The following is a 20,195-nucleotide window of genomic DNA, read 5'->3' as shown; positions in this document are numbered from 1 at the left end:
GGCCGGGGTGGTTGGTCCTGGCCGTCGCCGTCGACGTCTGCTCCGATCCTGGCGGACTATCCCTCAGGAATCAATGGACGCGTCACCCCTTGACGGCACCGGAGGTGAGCCCCGACACGATCGAGCGGCGGAACACGAGCACCAGGATCACGATCGGCACCGTCGCCGCGACGCTCGCCGCGAAGATCTGCGCGAAGGGCACCGTGAACTGCGTGCCGAACAGCGCGATGCCGACCGGGATCGTCCGGAACGAGTTCTCGCTGTTGAACGTCAGCGCCATCAGGAACTCGCTCCACGACGCCGTGAACGTGAAGACGCCGACCGTGAACAGGCCCGGCTTCGCCATCGGCAGGATCACGCTGAGCACGGTGCGCCACGCCCCCGCCCCGTCGATCTCGGACGCTTCCTCGATCGTCGAGGGGATCCCGACGAGGTAGTTCCGCATGATCCAGATGGCGAACGGCAGGTTGAACGCGACGTACGGCACGATCAGGCCCGGGTACGAGTTGAGCAGCCCGAGGTTGCGCTCGAGCAGGTACAGCGGCGTGAGCACCGCGATCGCCGGGAACACCGAGAGCATGAGCAGCGACGTCATGATCGCCGTGCGGCCCTTGATCCACCGGCCGGCGAGCGCGTAGCCCGCCAGGAACGCCAGCGCGAGCACGATCACCGTCGTCGACACCGACACGATGACGCTGTTCACCATGTACTGCCCGAGGGCGTTGTCGCGGAAGGCCACCACGAAGTTGTCGAGGGTGAACGACTGGGGGAACGCGGTGGGCGGCGACTGCCCGATCTCGGACGCCGGCTTGAGCGACGTCGACACCAGCCAGTACAGCGGCAGCGCCGTGAGCACCGCGATGACGACGCCGCTGACGTTGACGGTGTTGACCCACCTGCGCCAGCCCTTGCGCACACGTTGACGGGGCATCAGGCATCCCCTCCCTTCGCCTGGTTCCGGAACGCCCGGAGGAACAGCAGACACCCGGCCGCGACGATGATCGCGGTGGACGTCGCGATCGCCGCGCCCGGGCCGATGTTGATGTCCTGGAACAGGACCTTGTAGCCCATGATCGCGAGCGACTGGGTGGCGGTGCCCGGTCCGCCGTTCGTCAGCACGAACGGCAGGTCGAAGACGCCGAACGCCTGCAGGATGCGGAACAGCACCGCGATCGTCAGCGTCGGGGTGAGCTGCGGCAGCACCACCCGCCAGAACGTCTGCCAGGTGCTGGCGCCGTCGAGCTCAGCGGCCTCGTAGTGGTCCTCGGAGATCTGCACGAGCCCGGCGAGCAGGATGATCGCCACGAACGGCGTCGTCTTCCAGATGTCCGCGACCATCAGGCCCGTGATCGCGGGCACCGGTTCACCGAGGATCACCGGGGCGTCCCCGAACAGGCCGAAGAACCACGTCGCGACGCCGTAGGTGCTGTCGTAGATGTACTTCCACAGCTGCGCGTTGACGATGGTGACGAGCGACCACGGGATGAGCATGAGCGCGAGCATCCAGCCGCGCGTGGCCCCGAGCCGCTCGAGCACGAGGGCGACGAGCATGCCGAGCACGAGCTCCACCGAGACGGTCACGACCGTGTACAGCACCGTGAACCCGAGGGCTCGGTACCAGTCCGCGCTCTGCAGCAGGGCCGCGTAGTTGCCGAGTCCGAACGACTGGATCGTGAACCCCTCGTAGCCGACCTCGACGTCCGCGAAGCTCAGGACGATCGAGTAGACCACCGGGAAGATCGTCACCGCCGCGACGACCAGGAGCGCCGGGGCCGCGAAGCCCCACGCGCCCCGCGCGCGGATGCGGTCGAGACGCGACCGCCCGCTCAGGCGGGGCGGCGGGTCTTGGCGACCCGTGCCTCCCGGCCTGGTGCCCGACCGTGTGGCCGTGCCGGCGCTCACAGCGCTTCCCCCTGCAGGGCGAGCGCGATGGCCGAGGCCATCGTGCTCGTGCCGCCGTCGACGGACGCCTGTCCGCCGAGGATGCTGTTGCCGTTCTGGTACACGCCCTGCGAGACCTTCGGGTAGTACGCCGTCGACGTCGGACGGGGCACGAGCGTGATGCCGGCCGCGGTGTCGTACGTCGGGCGCTTCTGCCGCTTCGCGTCCTCGCTGACGAGCGACGCGCTGCGGGCCGGCAGCACGCCGCCCTCGCGGGTCAGGAACTGCTGCGCCGTCTCGCTCGACATCCAGCGTGCGAACGTCAGTGCCGCCGCGGGCTGCTGCGTGTGCGGGTTGATGTAGTTCCCCCACCCACCGATGGTCGAGTGGTGCTCGTCCTGCCCGTCGAACGTGGGACGGGCGGCGAGCCCGACCTTGCCCGCGACCTGGCTGTCCGGCCCGTTCGCGATGCCCCACGCGTACGACCAGTTGCGCAGGAACGCCGCCCGGCCGCCCGAGAAGGCGTCGTTCGTGTCCTGCTCCTGGTACGTCAGGGTGGCCCGGGGGCTCGCGCCGTCCGTGATCAGGGACCGCATGAACTCGAAGGCGCGCTTCGTCTCCGAGCTCGTCGTCTCGGGCTTCGTCAGGTCGTCGTTGAGCAGCGAGCCGCCGGCGTCCGCGACGAACTCGGTGACGTTGCAGGTGAGGCCCTCGTACACGTCGCCCTGGAACGCGAACCCGTAGCTGACGTCACCGGTGTCGACGAGCTTCGCGGCCGTCTCGCGCACTTCCTCCCACGACCCCGGCACCTGCAGGGAGTGCTTCGCGAGCAGGTCCTTCCGGTACAGGAAGAACGACTCGTCGATGTAGAGCGGGAACATGTAGTACGTCCCGTCGACGCTCGCCGCCTGCCGCAGGCCCTCGGGGAACTGGTCGAAGAAGTCCTCGCCCACGAGCTGGTTCACCGGGGTGGCGAGCTTGTTCTTCGCGAACTGCCCGGGCCACGCGACGTCGCCGAGGTAGACGTCCGGCGTGCTGCTGCCGGCCGCGATCTGCGTCGTCAGGCTCGTCCGGTTCGTGTCCGTGTCGCTCGGGGCGCTCACGATCCGCACCCGGATGTTCGGGTGCTCCTTCTGGAACTCGGCGATGAGCCGGCGCCGCAGGTCACCGCCGTCCTTCGAGGCGACCTGGCCCGCCCACCAGCTGATCGTCGCCTCGCCCTCCGGCGGGTCGGTGGGCCAGTCCTGGACCAGCGTGCGCTCGGGGCGCGTGGAGCAACCCGCGAGGAGCAGCACCCCCGCTCCCCCGAGCAGGAACATCCTGCGGTCGATGGCCATCCGTCCTCCTCGACGTGTGGTGCTGCGAACCTGTGCGTCCACACAACCAACGGACCCTGAGCGCCCGGTGGGCGCGCGCGGCGGCGGCCGCACGGTGTCGCTGGCGGCTCGGTCACTGTCGCGAAAGCGACACCCTGCCGCGGAACGTTCGGAGGGATCTGTCGCTTTCGCGGGTGGGGACGTGGGGCCGCGGGGCGGCGGCCTGGAGGCCCGTGGCGGGGACGACCCGCGCCTCCAGTCCGGCAGGTGGTCGCGAAAGCGACAGAACGCGCGCAGGTGCCCCCGTCAGTGCTGCGAAAGCGACAGTGTGCCGCGAACCGTTCGCGGAGATCTGTCGCTTTCGCGGGCGGGGTTGGCAGGTGGTCAGGCGGGGGCGGGGGCCGTGGACTCCGCGGTGCGGAGCGTGCACGGCAGCAGGAAGTGCGGCAGGTCGTCGGACGTGCCGTCGAGCTGCTCGATGAGGGCGTCGGCGGCCCGGATCCCGAGCTCCTGACCCGGCGCGACCATGGTCGACAGCCGCGGGTAGTGCTGGTCGGCGTTGGCCTCGGACGACGCGATGCTGAGCACGGAGACGTCCTCGGGGACCCGCCGCCCGGCGGTGTAGAGGCCGACGAGGACGCCGGCGGACGAGTCGTCCTTCATCACGAGCAGCGCCGTGACGTCGGGGTCCGCCGCGAGCAGGTCGCTCGTGGCCTGCCGTCCACCGTCGCTGCCCGGCCCGGCGGTGACGACCGTCCCGGCCAGCCCGCGCTCGGCGATCGCGCGCCGGAAGGTCGCCTCGACGCGCAGGTGTGGCGCGTAGCCGGCCATCGGGGTGCCCTCGAGGTCCTCGAGCACGAGTCCGAACCGGCGGTGCCCGAGCGTCTCGAGGTGGTCGAGGCTGTCCTCGATGGTCGTCTCGAAGTCGATGTCGACGAAGGGCAGACCGCTGCTGTCGCGGGTCCGGCCGATCAGGGTGAACGGCACGCCGAGGTCGGTGAGGACGGCGACGCGGGGGTCGTCCATCCGCACCTCCATCAGGATGACGCCGTCCACGAGCCCACCCGACACGAGGTCGTCGAGGTCGTCTCCAGCGGGGTCCACCGGCCAGAGCACGAGGTGGTAGCCCCGCTCGGACGCCCGTTCCGCCGCACTCATGAAGAACTGCGAGGTCGTCGGGCTGAAGCGGTTGCCGGTGGTCGGGAACAGCAGCGCGATGATCCGGGTCCGCCGACTCGCCAGGGCCCGGGCGACGACGTTGCCGCGGAACTTCAGCTCGCGCATCGCGGTCTTCACCCGCGCGGTCGTGCCGGGGGTCACGTACTTCGTCCCGTTCACCACGAAGGACACGGTGGCGATCGAGACCCCCGCCCGATCGGCGACCTGCTGCATCGTGGCCATGGCGCTGATCCTAGCGCGCACGAAGTCAGAAAAGCGCTTTACAGGTGAAGCGCTTATCTGTTAGCTTCTCGCCCCAGGAGCACAGCGACGATGACGTCAGCGGCCTCGTCGATGCGTGCCTGCCCCAGCACCCGTCAAGAGAAGAGCTCTGCAATGAAGCAAAGATTCCCCTCCATGTCCCGCCGGACGCGCGCCCTCGTCGGCGCTGTCGCCGTCGTCGCCACGATCCCCCTGGTCCTGTCCGGCTGCTCCGGCTCCGGATCGGCCTCGTCGGGCGGCAGCAAGGCCCTGACGATCGAGGACTACTACGACGCGAACTACAACCCGGTCTACAAGACGTGCGCGAAGGAGGTCGGCGCGACGGTCACGATCAACCACGTCGCCGGCGCCGGCCTGATCGCGAAGGTGCTGCAGCAGGCATCGTCGAAGACGCTTCCCGACGTCCTCATGCTCGACAACCCCGACGTCCAGCAGATCGCCTCCTCCGGTGCCCTGTCCGACCTGTCCGACTACGGTCTCGACGCCGACGGCGACGTCCCCGGTGTGAAGGCCGCGAGCACCTACAAGGGCAAGCTCTACGGCCTGCAGTCGAACACGAACTCCATCGCGCTCTACTACAACAAGAAGCTCCTGGCGGACGCCGGCGTCCAGCCGCCCAAGACGTGGGACGAGCTCAAGGCCGCGGCGAAGAAGCTCACCAAGGGCTCGACCTACGGCTTCGCGATGAGCAACATCAACACGTACGAGGGCACCTGGCAGTTCCTGCCGTTCTTCTGGTCGAACGGCGGTGACGAGAAGGACATCGCCACCGCGGACGCCACCCAGGCGCTGCAGCTCGTCGAGGACCTGCAGGACGACGGCTCGATGTCGAAGAGCTCGATCAACTGGGCCCAGGCGGACGTCAACAACCAGTTCCTGGCCGGCAAGGCCGCGATGATGATCAACGGTCCCTGGCAGCTGCCGGCGCTCAACGAGAAGAAGAGCCTCGAGTTCGACAGCGTCCCGATCCCGACACGCACCGGCGAGGCCACGGTCGCACCGCTCGGCGGCGAGGCGTTCACCGTCCCGCAGACCGGTGACAAGGACAAGATGCAGCTCGCCGGCAAGTTCGTCGGCTGCCTCCACTCGCAGAAGATGCAGAAGACCCTGTCCGAGGTCAGCGGCAACGTGCCGACCAACCTCGAGGCCGGCGCCGCCTGGGCGAAGGACCACCCGCAGGTCGCGTCCTTCGTCACCACGGTGCAGACCGCCCGCGCGCGCACCGGTGAGCTCGGACCCGATTGGCCCAAGGCCGCCACGAAGATCTACACCGCCGTCCAGCTCGCCCTCACCGGCAAGGCCAGCCCCGAGGCAGCGCTCAAGCAGGCGCAGTCGCAAGAGCAGTAGTCCACGGGGAGCCGGCCGACCGGTCGGCTCCCTCCGGCGTGCAGGAAAGGACCCCGGCGTGAGCGCCTCGACACAGACACGACCACGGACGATCCCGCCCGTGACGACACCCCGACCCGGGCAACGACGAGCCCGGTTCCGATCCGGCGTGACCCGATGGCTCTTCGTGGTGCCAGCGGCGGTCTTCGTGGCCGTCTTCTTCGGCTACCCCGTGGTGAAGAACATCATCATGTCCTTCCAGGACTACACGACGGCGACCTTCTTCACCGGCGAGGCCCCCTGGGTGGGACTCGGCAACTACATCTCCGTGTTCCAGAGCTCGGTCTTCACGACGAGCCTCGTGAACACCGCCCTGTTCACGGCCGGCTCGATCATCCTGCAGTTCGTCATCGGGCTGAGCCTCGCGCTGTTCTTCCGTCGGCACTTCCCGCTGTCGGGCTTCCTGCGGGGGCTCCTGCTCCTGCCGTGGCTCCTGCCGCTCATCGCCTCGAGCGCGGTGTGGAAGTGGCTGCTCGACCAGGACAGCGGGGCACTCAACCAGCTCCTCGGCCTGGTGGGCATCGCCCCGGTCCCGTGGCTGGTCAGCCCGAGCCTCGCGCTCATCGCCGTCATCGGCGTCAACGTGTGGCTCGGCATCCCGTTCAACACGACGATCCTGTACAGCGGTCTGCAGTCCGTCCCGCCGGAGCTCTACGAGGCCGGGTCGCTCGACGGCGCCACCGGGTTCAAGGCGTTCTGGTACATCACGTGGCCGAGCATCCGGTCGGTGGTCAGCGTCGTGGTCGTGCTCGGGGTCGTCTACACGTTGAAGGTCGTGGACATCATCCTCGGCCTGACCGGCGGCGGGCCGGCGAACTCGACGCAGACCCTCGCCACGAACGCGTACCACCAGTCGTTCATCAACTTCCAGTTCGGCATCGGAGCCGCGGTGAGCAACGTGCTCATCGTCGTCTCGTTCGTCTTCGCGATGGTCTACATCGCGATCTCCCGGAAGGCGGTCGACGAATGAGCGTCGGACTCGCGAACCAGACCGTCACCGCCACCCGCGCGATCACGACGAAGCGGACCACCCGGGCACCCCGCCCGCGCGGTTCCGCCAAGGGCATCCCGTTCACGATCCTCGGGTGCGTGTTCCTCGCGATCATGGTGTTCCCCGTCTACTGGATGGTGAACACCAGCCTGCAGGCGACGTCCGGGGCTGCCACGGCGACGTGGTTCCCGTTCTCCCCCACCTTCGCCGGGTACGAGGCCGCGTTCGCCCAGCAGGGGCAGAACTTCCTGTCGAGCATGATCATCGGCCTCGGAACCGTCCTGCTGACGCTGGCCATCGCGACGCCGGCCGCCTACGGGCTGGCCCGGTTCCGGATGCGCGGCGGCCGGGTGTTCCTGCTCGTGCTGCTGATCACCCAGATGATCCCGGCGATCGTCATCGCGAACGCGCTGTACACGCTGTTCAACAACATCGGGCTGCTCAACAGCTACGTCGGGCTGATCCTGGCCGACAGCGCGGTCCAGGTGCCGTTCGCCATCCTGCTCATGCGGGCGTTCATGGAGTCGATCCCGCCGAGCCTGGTCGAGGCCGCACTGGTCGACGGCGCCAGCGACTTCCGGGCGTTCGTGTCGATCGTCGTGCCGATCAGCCGGAACGCCATCGTCACCGCGGCGCTCTTCACGTTCCTCGGCGCGTGGGGTGACTTCCTCATCGCACTGACCCTGACGTCGACGACCGCAGTGCGACCGATCACGCTCGGCATCTACAACTACATCGGCTCGAACGTCACCGACTGGGGACCCGTCATGGCGACCTCGGTGCTGGCGTCCCTGCCCGCTGCCGTCCTGCTGATCTTCGCGCAGAAGTACATCTCCGCTGGTGCCCTCGGCGGTGCCGTCAAGTGACGGCCCCGGACCGACGCCACCACGTACCACCGTCTGAAAGGCACACCATGACCACCACCCCGCTGCGCATCACCGTCTGGGGCGAGAACGTCCACGAGCAGGTCGAGCAGCACGTCGCCGAGCGGTACCCCGACGGCATGCACGGCGCGATCGCCGACGGCATCCGCGAGAACCTGCCCGACGCCGTCGTCCGGACCGCCACCATGCAGGAGCCCGAGCACGGCCTGACCGACGAGGTCCTGGCCGCGACGGACGTCCTGACCTGGTGGGGGCACGCGGCGCACCAGGACGTCGACGACGCCGTGGTCGACCGGGTGCACAAGCACGTCCTGTCCGGCATGGGGCTGGTCGTCCTGCACTCCGGCCACTGGTCGAAGATCTTCGGCAAGCTGATGGGCACCACGTGCACTCTTCGCTGGCGGAGCGAGCACGACCAGGAACTCGTCTGGACCGTCAACCCGCAGCACCCGATCACCCGCGGCGTCCCGAACCCGATCGTCATCCCCGAGCAGGAGATGTACGGCGAGTACTTCGACGTACCGACCCCCGACGAGCTCGTGTTCATCTCGGGCTTCACCGGCGGCGAGGTGTTCCGGAGCGGCATGACGTACCGCCGTGGCCTGGGGAAGATCTTCTACTTCTCGCCCGGCGACCAGGACTTCCCCGTGTACCACCACAAGGACGTGCGCCGCGTGATCGCGAACGCCACCGAGTGGGCGCGGCCGGAGCGCGAGCGCGAGATCCCGACGCTCCGCCGCTACGACCTGGGCGAGTACTTCGAGGGCCAGCACTACCGCGGCCCGTTCGACGACGCGCCCGTCGACGACGCCTCTGTCGACGACGCCCCCGTCGACGACCACGCCGGGGCGCAGGCGTGACCGCGCTCCGCGTCCTGCAGGTCGGTGCCGGCGGCATGGGCCGGGCCTGGCTCGGCACCGTCGCCGCCGACCCCGACGTCGAGCTGGTCGGCATCGTCGACCTCGACCTCGACGCCGCCCGGGCCGGTGCCGAACACGCCGGCGACCCGAGCATCCCCGTCGGCACCGACCTGACCGTGCTCGCCGCCGAGACCGGTGCACAGGCGGTGCTCGACATCACCGTCCCGGTCGCGCACCACCCCGTCACGCTGCAGGCCCTGCACGCCGGGCTCCCCGTGCTCGGCGAGAAGCCCGCAGCGCAGACCGTCGCCGAGGCGCTGTCGCTCGCCGCGGCCGCCGAGGCCACCGGCAAGCTGTTCATGGTGTCGCAGTCGCGGCGCTACAACGACCAGCTCGTCGCGTTCCGCCAGCACGTGCGCGGCCTGGGCACGATCGGCGGCCTGGGCACCCGGTTCGCCAAGGCCCCGCACTTCGGCGGCTTCCGCGAGCAGATGGACGACGTCCTGCTGCTCGACATGGCGATCCACGCGTTCGACTCCGCCCGTTACGTGCTCGAACGGGACCCGGTGTCGGTGTACTGCGAGTCGTGGAACCCGTCGTGGTCCTGGTACCGCGGCGACGCGGCGGCGGCAGCGGTCTTCGCCTTCGAGGACGACGTCCGGTACGTGTACGACGGCTCGTGGTGCGCGCCGGGGGCCGAGACCTCGTGGAACGGCGACTGGCGGGCCTCGGGTGCGGCCGGCACGGCGCTGTGGGACGGCGACCACGACCCGTCCAGCGACCTCGACGGCACCGCCGGTGCGCCGTCGCCCGCCGCCAGCGTCGGGCACGAGATCGCCGGGGCGCTGACGTCGTTCGTGCACGCCGTGCGTTCCGGCGAGACCCCGGACGGTGAGGTGCACGGCAACGTCATGAGCCTCGCCATGGTCGAGGCGGCGATCGCGTCGACCCGCACCGGGCAGCGCATCGTCATCGACGAGGTGCTCGAGCGCGCACACGTCGAGGCACTCGCCGCCGAGCGGCACGACGCGGTCCGCGACCACCTGGCCGCGTGGGGCTCGGTGCGCGAGGCGCTGAGTGCGTCCGTGCCCGCGTCGTAGCGCGCCGGCACACCCGCCCGGCACGCCCGCGCGTGTTCCGCCGAGGTTCCGAGATCTCGGCATGTCGGCGTCCGTCAGGCCCCCGATCGGAACCTCGGCGGACGTGAGCGGCGCGTCGTGGGACCGCGACCACTTCCGCTGGGCGCGACGCGTGCGGTGCACGTGACCGAGGACGGACGGGAGGCCCGTGGCGACGCCGCCACGGGCCTCCCGTCCGCCTTCCCCCACGACCAGGGCGCGCCGGTTACGGTGTCCCTGTGCACGGACAACGGTCGTCGGACAGTGGCACGACCGCGCAGCCGGTCGTGGTGGTCGCCGCCGACCCGCGGCGACGGACGGGGCGGACTCCGTGGGGCCGCGTCCTCGTCGGGGTCGTGCTCGCCGCAGTGGTCGGCGGCGCCGCCGTCGCGACCGCCGGGGCACTCGTCTCCCAGCGCATCGCCGAGTCGTTCGCCGTCCGCGACGCGACCACCGACACCGCGGCGTTGGCACGGGTCGTGGTCGAGCCGGCGCTGCTCGACGTGATCGCTGACCCGGCCGCGACGGACGCCGATCACGCCGCCGCCCGAACGCGACTCGACGACGCGGTCGCCGGCGAGCTCCGGGCCGGATCGGCCGTGCGCATGAAGCTCTGGGCGGCGGACGGGACCGTCCTGTGGTCCGATGAACGGCGGCTGGTCGGCGAGCGGTTCCCGCTGTCCGCCGAGGACCTCGAGGCGCTGGCGTCCGACCGGTCGGACGCCGAGGTGTCCGACCTCGACGAGCCCGAGAACCGCTACGAACGCGGACACGGGCCGCTGCTCGAGGCGTACCAGGCGGTGCACACGCCCTCGGGGGAAGCGCTGCTGTTCGAGGCGTACCAGCCCTACGACGACGTGCTCGCCCGAGCTGCGGACCTGCGCGGGTCGTTCGCCGCCCTGGCGTTCGGCGTCGTCGCCGTCGTGCTCGCACTGCTCGTCCCTTTGCTGCTCTGGCTGCTCGTCCGCATCCGCTCCGGCCAGCGGCTGCGCGAACGGCTGCTCGGCCGCGCGCTCGACGCCGAGGCCGCCGAACGTCGCCGGATGGCCGCGGAACTGCACGACGGCCCGGTGCAGGACGTCGCCGGCCTCGCCCTGTCCCTGGGCGCCGACCCCGCCACGCGCGACGCCGCGGTCGTGCTCCGGTCGGCGGTGTCCTCGCTCCGGACGTCGATGTCGACGATCCGTCCAGCGGCCCCGACGCCCGACGGACTCGGTCCCGCGCTCGAGGACGCCTGCGCACGGGCCCGCGCCGCCGGACTGACCACGGTCGTCCGCTCGCCCGACGTCGTCGACGCCTCGCCGGCGGCGCTCCTCGCGGTCGTGCGCTTCGTCCGCGAGGCCGTCTGGAACGCCGTCAAGCACGCCGGAGCGAACCGCGTCGAGGTCACGGTGGACCGGTCCGGAGCCGTCGTGCGGGTGGTCGTGGCCGACGACGGCACCGGGTTCGACCCGGCGGTCGTCGTCGGCTCGATCCGCGCCGGGCACCTCGGGACGACGCTGCTGCGCGAGGTCGCCGAGGACACCGGCGGGTCCCTGAGCCTCCGCACCGGGTCCGGCACCGGCACCACCTGGGAGCTCGAGGTCCCCGCGGACACCGAGGACCTGCGGTGAGGGTGCTCCTGGTCGACGACCACGCCCTCGTCCGGAGCGGCCTGCGCGCCGTCCTCGCGACGACCGACGACTGCGCGGTCGTCGGCGAATCATCGACGGGCGAGGACGCGGTGGCGCTCGCCCCCGGGCTCCGACCCGACGTCGTGGTGATGGACCTGTCGATGCCGGGCGCCGGCGGGGTCGAGGCAACCCGGCAGGTGCGCGCCCTGCTGCCCGCTGTCCGGGTGCTCGTCCTCACGACGTTCTCCGACGACCACCGCGTCCGAGCCGCGCTCGCCGCGGGAGCGACCGGCTACCTGCTCAAGGACGCCTCCCCCGACGAGGTCGTCGCCGCGGTCCGCGCCGCTGCCCGGGACGAGACGCCCATCGACCCGCGGGTGGCCCGTGCGCTCCTGCCCGGGGCCGTGCACGTCGACCCAGGACCGGACCTGCCCCCACGCGAGCGTGACGTCCTGGTGCGGCTCGCTCGCGGGCTGTCGAACCGGCAGATCGCCACGGAGCTCGGGATCGCCGAACGGACGGTGAAGGTGCACGTCGGTTCGTTGTTCCGGCGGATCGGGGTCGCCGACCGGACGAGCGCCGCGCTCTGGGCCCGCGACCACGGCTGGTGACCGGGTACTAGTACCAAGGTCCGATGGTGCCGACGACCGGGTCCGGCGACGATCGACGTGTACGGGCCACCCCGGCCCCTCCCCAGGAGGCACCCATGCACACGGCATCCCCCACCACCCGGCGTTCCCGCCGCCGACTCACCGGCATCGCCGCCGCGGTCTCCCTCGGCGCCGTGGCCGCAGCCGCCCTCGTCGGGGTCTCCCCCGCGAACGCGTCCGGCAAGACCTCGACCGGTGGCGACTACGCCGTCACGGTGAACGGGACCACGACGAACCCCGCAGTGGGCAAGGACTTCAAGGTCAAGGACGTCGCCGTCTCGGGCTCGATCAAGGTCCGTGGCAAGCACAACGGCTTCGACATCCGCATCGCCGACCTCGGTGTGTACGACTACACGCTCACCGGCGCGCCCGACACGCAGCGGATGGTGACGAAGCCCACCGTCGTGTTCGCGTCGAAGGTCCCCTCGCTCACCGCCGCGCAGCTCGCCAGCACCAAGCTGTCCTCGCTCGACGTCAAGGACGACACCCTCGTCGCGATCTTCGCCACCGCCGCCGGCAAGCTCAAGGTCCAGGCGAAGGACGGCGCCCAGGGCGGCGTCTTCCAGATGGAGACCGAGTTCGCCGGCCCGGTGACGTTCACGCACACGCTCGGTGCGGGACTCGTCTACTTCACGAACCCGTACACGGGCAAGATCAACTTCGGCGACGGCGTCGCGGCCGTGGCGTCCGGCAGTGGTTCGCACCAGATGCTCCTCGGCAAGGACAGCCCGCAGGTCGCCACGAAGACGTCGCAGACCGCGACGACCACCACGTGGACCGTCCAGCCCGGTGGTCGGCTCGGAGGCGTGCTCGGCGAGGACGCCGTCGAGCTGTCGCAGGGTGCCACCAACTGCACGAGCCAGTGCCAGGCGCAGAACCAGATCCGTGGCTCCCTGCCGGTGCCGCCGGACCCGGTGGACCCGCAGCCGCTGGTGGTCGCGATCCGCTGACGCGGACGGAGCGGGACAGGAGGCCCGTGGCGACGCCGCCACGGGCCTCCTGTCCATCGGTGCGCGCGTCAGCGCGGGATGACCGAGAACAGGAACTTCTTGCGGACCATGTACCAGGCCAGCAGGATCAACGCCGAGTGCACCACGAAGCCGATCCAGAAGTCGCCCCACGGCACGCCGGGGATCGACGCGATCGCCAGCGCGAAGAACACCTGCCACACGAAGACGTAGAGGCTCGCCTGCCCGATCGGGATCCAGAGCCAGCCGATCGCCGTCGAGATCGGCTTCCAGAACACCGTCAGGATCGCGTACGACACGATCGCGAAGAACGCGATGTCGACCAGTCGGCCCCACTGCAGGTCCACCCGCTGGTACGCCGTGTTGTACAGGTCCTCGTACATCGACGCCGGGAACGGCACCGGTGTGAACCCGGCGTGGTTCGCCGCCCAGACGTACACCAGGAACGCCGCGTAGCCGCCGACACCGATGCCGACCAGGACCTTGCCGAGTCGCCCGGTGAGCGCGCCGATGATCTGCCGTCGGTAGTACCCGAGCACGAGTCCGTGGGTGAACACGACCTGCCAGGTGAGCAGCGGGAAGACCGCCTCGAACTGCGAGTTCAGCGGGCGGAACTCCGGGTTGAGGGCCTGGAACACGTACAGCGCCCAGCTCACGACCAACACCACCCACCAGAAGCCGCGGCGGATCAGCCAGAGCAGCGGTGGGATGAACAGGCTCAGCACCACGAACAGACCCATGATGTTGAACGGCCACGGGCCCATCTCGAGCAGCAGGAACTGTCGGATGGCGTACCACGGCGGCGGGTAGCCGAGCAGCTGCATCGCGTTCGGGTACAGGTCGTACACCCGGCCCTCGGCACCGACGCCCCCGGTGCCGGTCCCCCGGTCGGTGAACGTCGTGATCGCGTCGGTGTTCAGGAACGGGACGAAGCTCAGCGCGAAGACGACCGCGATCACCACGAGCGTGACGAGGTACTGCTTGCGGGCACGCTTCCACGCCCCGATCGCGGCCGCCCACTCGCCGAACTTCTTGATGGCGAACGGGTAGGTCATGCCGAGGACCATGCCGGACAGGAACACGAACATCTCGGCACCGGTGATCGCACCGACCGCGTGCAGCGTGAGGTACGAGTACGGCCCGCCGATCTCGATGTGGGTGATCACCACCGCCAGGATGATGAACCCGCGGAACAGGTCGAGCCGCAGGTCACGCCCGGGTTTGCCGTCGTCGGGGTAGCGCCAGCTCGGCAGCAACCGTCCGAACAGCCCGCTCAGCAGGAACACCACCGCCAGGCCCACGGCGACCCAGACGATCCACGCCATCTGGTCGCCGCCGGTGTCGTACTGCTGGTCGGTCGCGGCGTTGCCCTGCTGCGTGGTGATGCGGTCGGTGACGGGCCCGAAGGCGAAGTGGTCACCGCGCTCGAGGTCGGTGCGGAACGACCCGGCGATCCCCGGCACCGCGGTGTCGCGCCAGTCGGCGACACGGTTCCCGGCTTCGGGCTCGCGGCGGTTCGTCTCGAGGAAGGTCACGCCCCGGATCAACGGGCGGTCCTGGACCGAGGCGATCACCTGCCGCCACCAGCCCTGTTTGACCGGGAGCTCTGCATCGCCCCGGCGGGTGTGGTCGTACAGCGCGCCGGTGTCGAGCAGCATCGACCGGTCACCGTCCACGGCGAACCGCTCGTAGAAGCTGTCCGCCTGCTGCTGCTCGTAGCCCCACGTCTCGTCGAACCGGGACTCGACCTCGCCGCGCTCCGGCACGTCGTTGCGGGTGAGGGGGACGTCACGACCGGCGGCTTCGGTCGACTTGCCCTTGCCGAAGTAGTACAGCGACAAGCCGACCCAGTCCACCGAGGCGTCGCCCGGCCAGTACGGCTCGTAGGGGTCGTCGGCCGCGGTCAGCTCGCCGTCGCCGTTGGTGTCGAGCTTCGCGACGTCGGTCGCGGAGAGGTCTGCCAGTCGTCCCGCGGACTCACCGAACGGGTACCCCGCACCGTACGACGGCGACCACACCATGCGCGCGTCGGAGTCGCCGCCGTGCACGGCGGTCGCGAGCGTCCGGAACGCCTGCACGAACTGGGTCGGCTGCTGCCCCCAGCGCACCCACGTGCCGTTCATCTGCGGCGCGAACCGCACGAGCACCTGGGTGTCGTACTGGTCGTGGATCTCCTGGAACGCGGTGTTCGCGGCGCGGGCGTCGGCGGCGTCGAGTGACCGGAGCGACTGCCCGGGTTCGAGGCTCACGACGAGGACCGCGCCCTGCGTCGCCGCGGCACGCGTCGCGCGGAGGAGCTCTCGCCTGGCCGAGCGGTCCAGCGGGTAGTCGATCTCCACCCCGTACATCGACGGCGTCGCACCGAGCCGTCCCTCGTACCCCGCCGGGGAGTCGTCGCCCCAGTCGAGGTCCGGGCCGAACCACGTCGTCCCGCTCGCCGGCTCCGTCGCCGCGGCCGTGTGCACCGTCACCGCGGACGCCGGCAGTGCACCGCCGAGCAGGAGTGTCGCGATCGTGACGAGGACGGCGACCACGCGGGCCGCCAGCAGCCTCACCGGTCGCACACCAGCGTCCAGACGTTGTGCCCGTGCTCGTGCCGGTGCTCCAGCCGGTCGAGGGCGGCGATCGCGAGCGCCAGGCCGCGTCCGCTCTCCTGCTCGACGTCGGCCATCGTGACGGCGCTCAGGTCGATGTCCACGGGCAGACCGTTGTCGGTGAGCTCCGCGGTGAGCGCCCGGTCGGTCGACTCGAGTCGCACGGTGTAGCGCCGACCGGCCTCCTGGTCGGAACGCGCGGTGTGCTCGACGATGTTCGCGGCGACCTCGGCCAGCGCGGTCTCCAGCGCGAAGCGGAGCCGGGCATCGTCGATACCGAGCCCGTCCCACCAGGCGCCGAAGCGATCCTGGACCTCGTCGAGCGACACGGGCGTCGCGGCGACGTCGAAGGTGGTCTCGGCGCTCACAGTGGTCCTCCGGCGGTGCTCGACTCGTGCTCTGACTGGACTCCCGTGCCCGGGCCGCGGTAGAGCACGGCCCGGATCACGATGCTGAAGATGAACAGGTCGAAGACGACCCACGCGGTGTTGACGAGCGGCGCGATGCCCGACGCCTGCCCGGTCAGGTAGCGGATGCCGATCAGGAGCAGTGCCGCGACCAGCGTCCCCATCGCGATGAGCTGCGGCTTGACGAGGTCCCACCGGGGCTTCTGCTCGGTCTCGTCACGCACCTTCGGCGTGACCCGGAACCCGAGCGGCTTGCCGCGGAACACGTTCTCGAACGCACTCGTCACCGCCTCGATCCACACCGGGAAGAGCGCGAGCGAGTACTGCTGCCCGCGCCACGTCGGTCTGCCGGCGGCCACCACCCAGAACAGCAGCTGGTTGAGCACGAGGAACGGGATCAGCCGTGCGAAGAAGTCGACGCTGTAGGCCTGCACCGGGACGACTCCGAACGACAGGCAGAGCACCGGGGCAGCGATGTAGACGATCGCGGCGAACCCGGACAGGTAGCTCCACATCGTCGAGAAGTACATCAGGCGCTGGCCCCAGGACAGGCCCTTCTGCACCAGGGGGTTCTCGCGGAAGAACACCTGCATGGTGCCCTGCGCCCAACGGAGCCGCTGCACGAGCATGGTCGGCAGGTCCTCCGGCGCCAGGCCCTTCGCCAGGATCTCGTCGTGGTACGCCGACTTCCAGCCGAGCCCGTGCAGCCGCATGGCGGTGGCCATGTCCTCGGTCACCGAGATCGTCGCCAGCGGCATGATCGGCTGCGCCTCGTCGTCGCGGTTGACGTCGAGTGCCCGTGCGAGGACCGCGATCGACTCGATGGCCGCCACGGGCGATGCGTCGCGCCGCCCGAGCACGTCGAGCGCGGCGTCGTCGAGCCCGGCGAAGGTGTTCGCGTCGGTCGACATCGCGGCGAGTTCCTGCAGGTCGTTCCGCACCGACTCGAGGTCGGCGGCGGCGAACCGGAAGGCGATCGTGTCGATCCCCCGCTGGAACGCGTAGGTGACGTCGCCGAGCGGTTCGCCGGCCCGGACCTGGTCGCGAGCGCGGTCGACGACGGCTTCGGCCTCGTCCAGAGCGCCGAGCACCCGCGGGTCCGTCTCGGTCTCACGCGCACGGGCCAGCAGCTTCCGCGACGTCGTGATCGTGCGCTGCACCGAGGCCTCGACCTCGACCACGTAGCGGGAGATGCCGAGCTGCATCAGGGCCTCGCGCCGCAGGATCGCGTTCGACCCGCAGAAGAACGCGGCGTTCCAGCCGTCCTTCGACTGCTGGATCGGCCCGTAGAACAGCGGCGCCTGACTGCCGAGCAGGTCCGCCTCGGGGACGTTCTCGAACCACTGCGGCGTCTGCACGAGCGCCATCCGCGAGTCCTTGAAGTAGCCGAGCGTGCGGTCGAGGATGCCGGGCTCTGGTACCTGGTCGGCGTCGAGGATGAGCAGGAACTCACCCTGGGTCGCGAGCAGGGCGTTGTTGAGGTTGCCGGCCTTGGCGTGCCGGGGACGATCGATCCAGTCGGCACCGCGGGTGATGACACCGATGCCGAGCGATTCGGCGGCCGCACGCATCTCGGGGCGGTTGCCGTCGTCGAGGATCCACGTCGTGTGCGGGTGCGTGATCGCCTGCGCCGCACGGGCCGTGCGCACGACCATCTCGACGGGCTCGTTGTAGGTCGTGATGAAGACGTCGACCGTGACGTCGGAGGACGGCTTCGTCGGGGGCTCGCCACGCTCGCGCAACCGCCACGCCCCGAACGCGAACAAGAGCGAGTCGATCACGCTGTAGGTCTCGGCCAGGATGAGCGGCACGGCGATCCACCAGGAGTGCCAGTTCACCGAGGCGGCCCAGCGCCAGACGACGTAGTTCACGCCGGCGATCGACGCCAGGAGCGCGACCGTGCGCACCGTGACGAGTCGTCGGCGGGCCGTGCCGGTGGTGAGCCGGCGGCGGTCCTGGCGGCTGACGTCGAGCGCCGTCACCCGGTCACTCCGTCTGCGGGGTCGCCGGCCGAGCTGCGTCGCAAGGGTGCCTCCTGATCCGCGCGGACCCCGGCCGCAGCGCACGCCCGGGTGTGGTGCCGGCCGGCCGCTGCCCAGGGGACACCGTGCCGGCCGTCCGCTCCGGTCGTCGGGCACGACCTCGGCGTAGGGACCTGTCTACCGCAGTGACCGGCACTCTGTCAGGCCCCGAGTGCGAGTCGTGGACAACGGCTCGGGGCGACCGCACGACCGGGTCAGAACGCGGCGGCGAACCCGAGGTCGTCGGCGAGCCGCGCGATCACCTGGTCGAAGTAGGCCGCGCCGTCGGACACCGAGCCGACGAAGTGGCCGAAGAGCTCGAACGAGATCGTCCCGAACACCGTCGACCAGGCCATCAGGGTACGGACCAGGACCTCGTCGGGCAGTGCGATGCCGAACGACCGCAGGGTGGTCACTGCGTCCGCGACGGCGGGACCGGCCACCCCGGGAGCCGCCGTGGGCGCGGCGGGTGATCCGGGCCTCCCGTCCGCCCCCGACGCCGACGTGACGTCCCCGCCGGGCGCGACCGCATCGGCCACCACCCGCACCAGCGCGAGCGTCGTCCGCGCGGCGGGCACGACCGTCTCGCGCGGTGCGGCGTAGCCCGGCACGGGCGACCCGAACAGCAACGCGAAGTCGCCCGGGTGCGCGACGGACCACGATCGGATCGCGCGGCACGCGGCGACCCAGCGCGCACCCGGTTCCGGGCCGGCCGCAGCGTCAGCAGCCTCGACCGCTGCGCCGAGTTCGTCGTAGTCGACGATGAGCAGCGCGGTGAGCAGGTCGTCGCGACTCGGGAAGTACCGGTACACCGCGGACGACACCATGCCGACGTCGCGGGCGACGGCTCGGAGGCTGAGCGCTGCGGGCCCCTCGTCGGTGAGGCGGGTGCGCGCGGCGGCCAGGATGTCCGCCCGGATCGTCTGCCGGGCGAGCTCGCGTGCTGTCGGTGCCATCTGGTCACCATGCCACAAGAGAGCACTGCACACAAATGAGAGCAGTGCTCTTGCTCTTTCGTCGCCGGACGCGCATCCTGGTTGCGAGAGCACCGCTCTCACAACCAGAACGGAAGCAGGGACCATGTCGCACCACCACCTCGTCATCGGCGCCGGCCCGGTGGGCCGCCACGTCGCCGCGCTGCTCGCCGAGCGCGGCGAGCACGTCACCGTCGCCACCCGCTCGGGTCGGGACACCGGCCTGTCAGGGGTCGATCACCTCGCGCTCGACGCCTCCGACGCCGAGGCCCTCACCCGGGCAGCCGACGGCGCCGCCGTGCTGTACAACTGCGCGAACCCCGGCGACTACACCCAGTGGGAGCGCACCTGGCCACCGCTCGCGGCGTCGATGCTGACCGCTGCCGAGCGGACCGGAGCCGTCTACGCCATCACCGGGAACCTGTACCCGTACGGCCCGGTCGACGGCCCGATGCGCGCCGACACCCCGGACGCGGCGACCGACCACAAGGGGATCCTCCGCGCACGACTGTGGGCCGACGCCCTGGCCGCGCACCGTGCCGGACGCATCCGCACGGTCGAGGTCCGCGCTTCGGACTACGTCGGGCCGGGCATCGGGGCGAACGGACACGTCACGCGGGTGCTGCCGGCCGCACTGCAGGGGAAGGCCGTGACGATGATCGGCAGGACCGACCTGCCGCACACCTTCACCGACGTGCTCGACGTCGCCAGGACGCTGGTGCTGGCAGCCTCGGACGAGGGCGCGCACGGCCGCACGTGGATGGTGCCGAGCAACCCTCCTCGTACCCAGCGGCAGGCGCTGACCGAGGTGCTGGCCACGGCGGGCAAGGCACCCGTGGCCGTCCACCGGATGCCCGCGGCGGCGATCCGTGCGCTCGGGGTCGTGTCGCCGATGATGCGGGAGCTCGCCGAGATGAGCTACCAGTGGACTGCGCCGTACGTGGTCGACGATGCCGAGAGTCGCGCGGTGTTCGGCATCGAGCCGACCCCGTGGGACGAGGTGTGTCGCCGGACCGTGGTGGGGGTGGTGTGAGGCGGGCTGGGGGCGCTGCGGGGGCGGGCGGCGGGGGCGGGCTGCGGTGGGCTGCGGCG

17 protein-coding genes are annotated in these 20,195 nt (G+C 70.6%); 9 read left to right on the top strand and 8 right to left on the bottom strand.

Annotated features, from left to right (window positions below; translation table 11 throughout):
* Positions 1–82: 82 nt before the first annotated feature.
* The 4 genes from EDF53_RS17075 to EDF53_RS17060 form a co-directional block, all read right to left on the bottom strand.
* Entirely contained in the window at positions 83–931 is an 849-nt protein-coding gene (locus EDF53_RS17075) for a carbohydrate ABC transporter permease (protein WP_228510603.1), read from the bottom strand.
* On the bottom strand, positions 931–1,902 hold the full coding sequence (locus EDF53_RS17070; RefSeq protein ID WP_185021092.1) for a carbohydrate ABC transporter permease: 972 nt from the start codon (positions 1,900–1,902) through the stop codon (positions 931–933). Before EDF53_RS17070 ends, EDF53_RS17075 begins: the two co-directional genes overlap by 1 nt.
* On the bottom strand, positions 1,899–3,218 hold the full coding sequence (locus tag EDF53_RS17065; protein ID WP_123294667.1) for an ABC transporter substrate-binding protein: 1,320 nt from the start codon (positions 3,216–3,218) through the stop codon (positions 1,899–1,901). The genes EDF53_RS17070 and EDF53_RS17065 overlap by 4 nt, the downstream gene beginning before the upstream one ends.
* 363 nt (positions 3,219–3,581) lie before the next feature.
* Positions 3,582–4,598: a LacI family DNA-binding transcriptional regulator gene (locus tag EDF53_RS17060; protein ID WP_173170643.1), complete on the bottom strand. Its 1,017-nt coding sequence runs from the start codon at positions 4,596–4,598 to the stop codon at positions 3,582–3,584.
* Positions 4,599–4,772: 174 nt separating this feature from the next.
* Here EDF53_RS17060 and EDF53_RS17055 point away from each other — a divergent pair, with 174 nt between their 5' ends.
* From EDF53_RS17055 to EDF53_RS17020, 8 genes are all read left to right on the top strand, one after another.
* The gene (locus tag EDF53_RS17055) at positions 4,773–5,984 is read left to right on the top strand and encodes a sugar ABC transporter substrate-binding protein (protein ID WP_123294666.1); all 1,212 of its coding nucleotides are present in this window, start codon (positions 4,773–4,775) and stop codon (positions 5,982–5,984) included.
* Between the two features lie 148 nt (positions 5,985–6,132).
* Positions 6,133–6,993 carry a carbohydrate ABC transporter permease gene (locus EDF53_RS17050; RefSeq protein WP_111084886.1) on the top strand — a complete coding sequence of 287 codons (861 nt, stop codon included), beginning with the start codon at positions 6,133–6,135 and terminating at the stop codon, positions 6,991–6,993.
* Positions 6,990–7,880: a carbohydrate ABC transporter permease gene (locus tag EDF53_RS17045; RefSeq protein WP_111084887.1), complete on the top strand. Its 891-nt coding sequence runs from the start codon at positions 6,990–6,992 to the stop codon at positions 7,878–7,880. Before EDF53_RS17050 ends, EDF53_RS17045 begins: the two co-directional genes overlap by 4 nt.
* A gap of 47 nt (positions 7,881–7,927) precedes the next feature.
* A complete protein-coding gene (locus EDF53_RS17040) occupies positions 7,928–8,758 on the top strand; it encodes a ThuA domain-containing protein (protein ID WP_123294665.1) in 831 nt (276 codons plus the stop codon).
* Positions 8,755–9,858: a Gfo/Idh/MocA family protein gene (locus tag EDF53_RS17035; protein WP_260216014.1), complete on the top strand. Its 1,104-nt coding sequence runs from the start codon at positions 8,755–8,757 to the stop codon at positions 9,856–9,858. The genes EDF53_RS17040 and EDF53_RS17035 overlap by 4 nt, the downstream gene beginning before the upstream one ends.
* A 257-nt stretch (positions 9,859–10,115) precedes the next feature.
* Positions 10,116–11,489 (top strand): sensor histidine kinase, encoded by a 1,374-nt coding sequence (locus EDF53_RS17030; RefSeq protein ID WP_123294664.1) that lies wholly within the window; start codon positions 10,116–10,118, stop codon positions 11,487–11,489.
* The gene (locus EDF53_RS17025) at positions 11,486–12,100 is read left to right on the top strand and encodes a response regulator transcription factor (protein ID WP_221181228.1); all 615 of its coding nucleotides are present in this window, start codon (positions 11,486–11,488) and stop codon (positions 12,098–12,100) included. The genes EDF53_RS17030 and EDF53_RS17025 overlap by 4 nt, the downstream gene beginning before the upstream one ends.
* A 95-nt stretch (positions 12,101–12,195) precedes the next feature.
* Complete coding sequence (locus EDF53_RS17020; RefSeq protein WP_123294662.1) at positions 12,196–13,089, top strand: hypothetical protein; 894 nt, start codon at positions 12,196–12,198, stop codon at positions 13,087–13,089.
* Between the two features lie 68 nt (positions 13,090–13,157).
* Here EDF53_RS17020 and opgC read toward each other — a convergent pair whose 3' ends face one another.
* The 4 genes from opgC to EDF53_RS17000 form a co-directional block, all read right to left on the bottom strand.
* Complete coding sequence (gene opgC, locus EDF53_RS17015; protein WP_148058382.1) at positions 13,158–15,662, bottom strand: OpgC domain-containing protein; 2,505 nt, start codon at positions 15,660–15,662, stop codon at positions 13,158–13,160.
* Positions 15,659–16,069 (bottom strand): ATP-binding protein, encoded by a 411-nt coding sequence (locus tag EDF53_RS17010; RefSeq protein WP_111084901.1) that lies wholly within the window; start codon positions 16,067–16,069, stop codon positions 15,659–15,661. The genes opgC and EDF53_RS17010 overlap by 4 nt, the downstream gene beginning before the upstream one ends.
* Entirely contained in the window at positions 16,066–18,090 is a 2,025-nt protein-coding gene (locus EDF53_RS17005) for a glycosyltransferase (protein ID WP_395873827.1), read from the bottom strand. Before EDF53_RS17005 ends, EDF53_RS17010 begins: the two co-directional genes overlap by 4 nt.
* A 254-nt stretch (positions 18,091–18,344) precedes the next feature.
* Entirely contained in the window at positions 18,345–19,085 is a 741-nt protein-coding gene (locus EDF53_RS17000) for a TetR/AcrR family transcriptional regulator (RefSeq protein ID WP_123294659.1), read from the bottom strand.
* Positions 19,086–19,209: 124 nt separating this feature from the next.
* Here EDF53_RS17000 and EDF53_RS16995 point away from each other — a divergent pair, with 124 nt between their 5' ends.
* Positions 19,210–20,136, top strand: coding sequence for an NAD-dependent epimerase/dehydratase family protein (locus EDF53_RS16995; RefSeq protein WP_123294658.1), 927 nt, complete (start codon positions 19,210–19,212; stop codon positions 20,134–20,136).
* The last annotated feature ends 59 nt before the right edge of the window (positions 20,137–20,195 follow it).

The sequence above is a fragment of the Curtobacterium sp. PhB78 genome (assembly GCF_003751685.1).
In the GTDB taxonomy this organism is placed as follows: domain Bacteria; phylum Actinomycetota; class Actinomycetes; order Actinomycetales; family Microbacteriaceae; genus Curtobacterium.
Note: the sequence above shows the minus strand (reverse complement) of the source record. Positions and strands in the feature narration are given on the sequence as shown.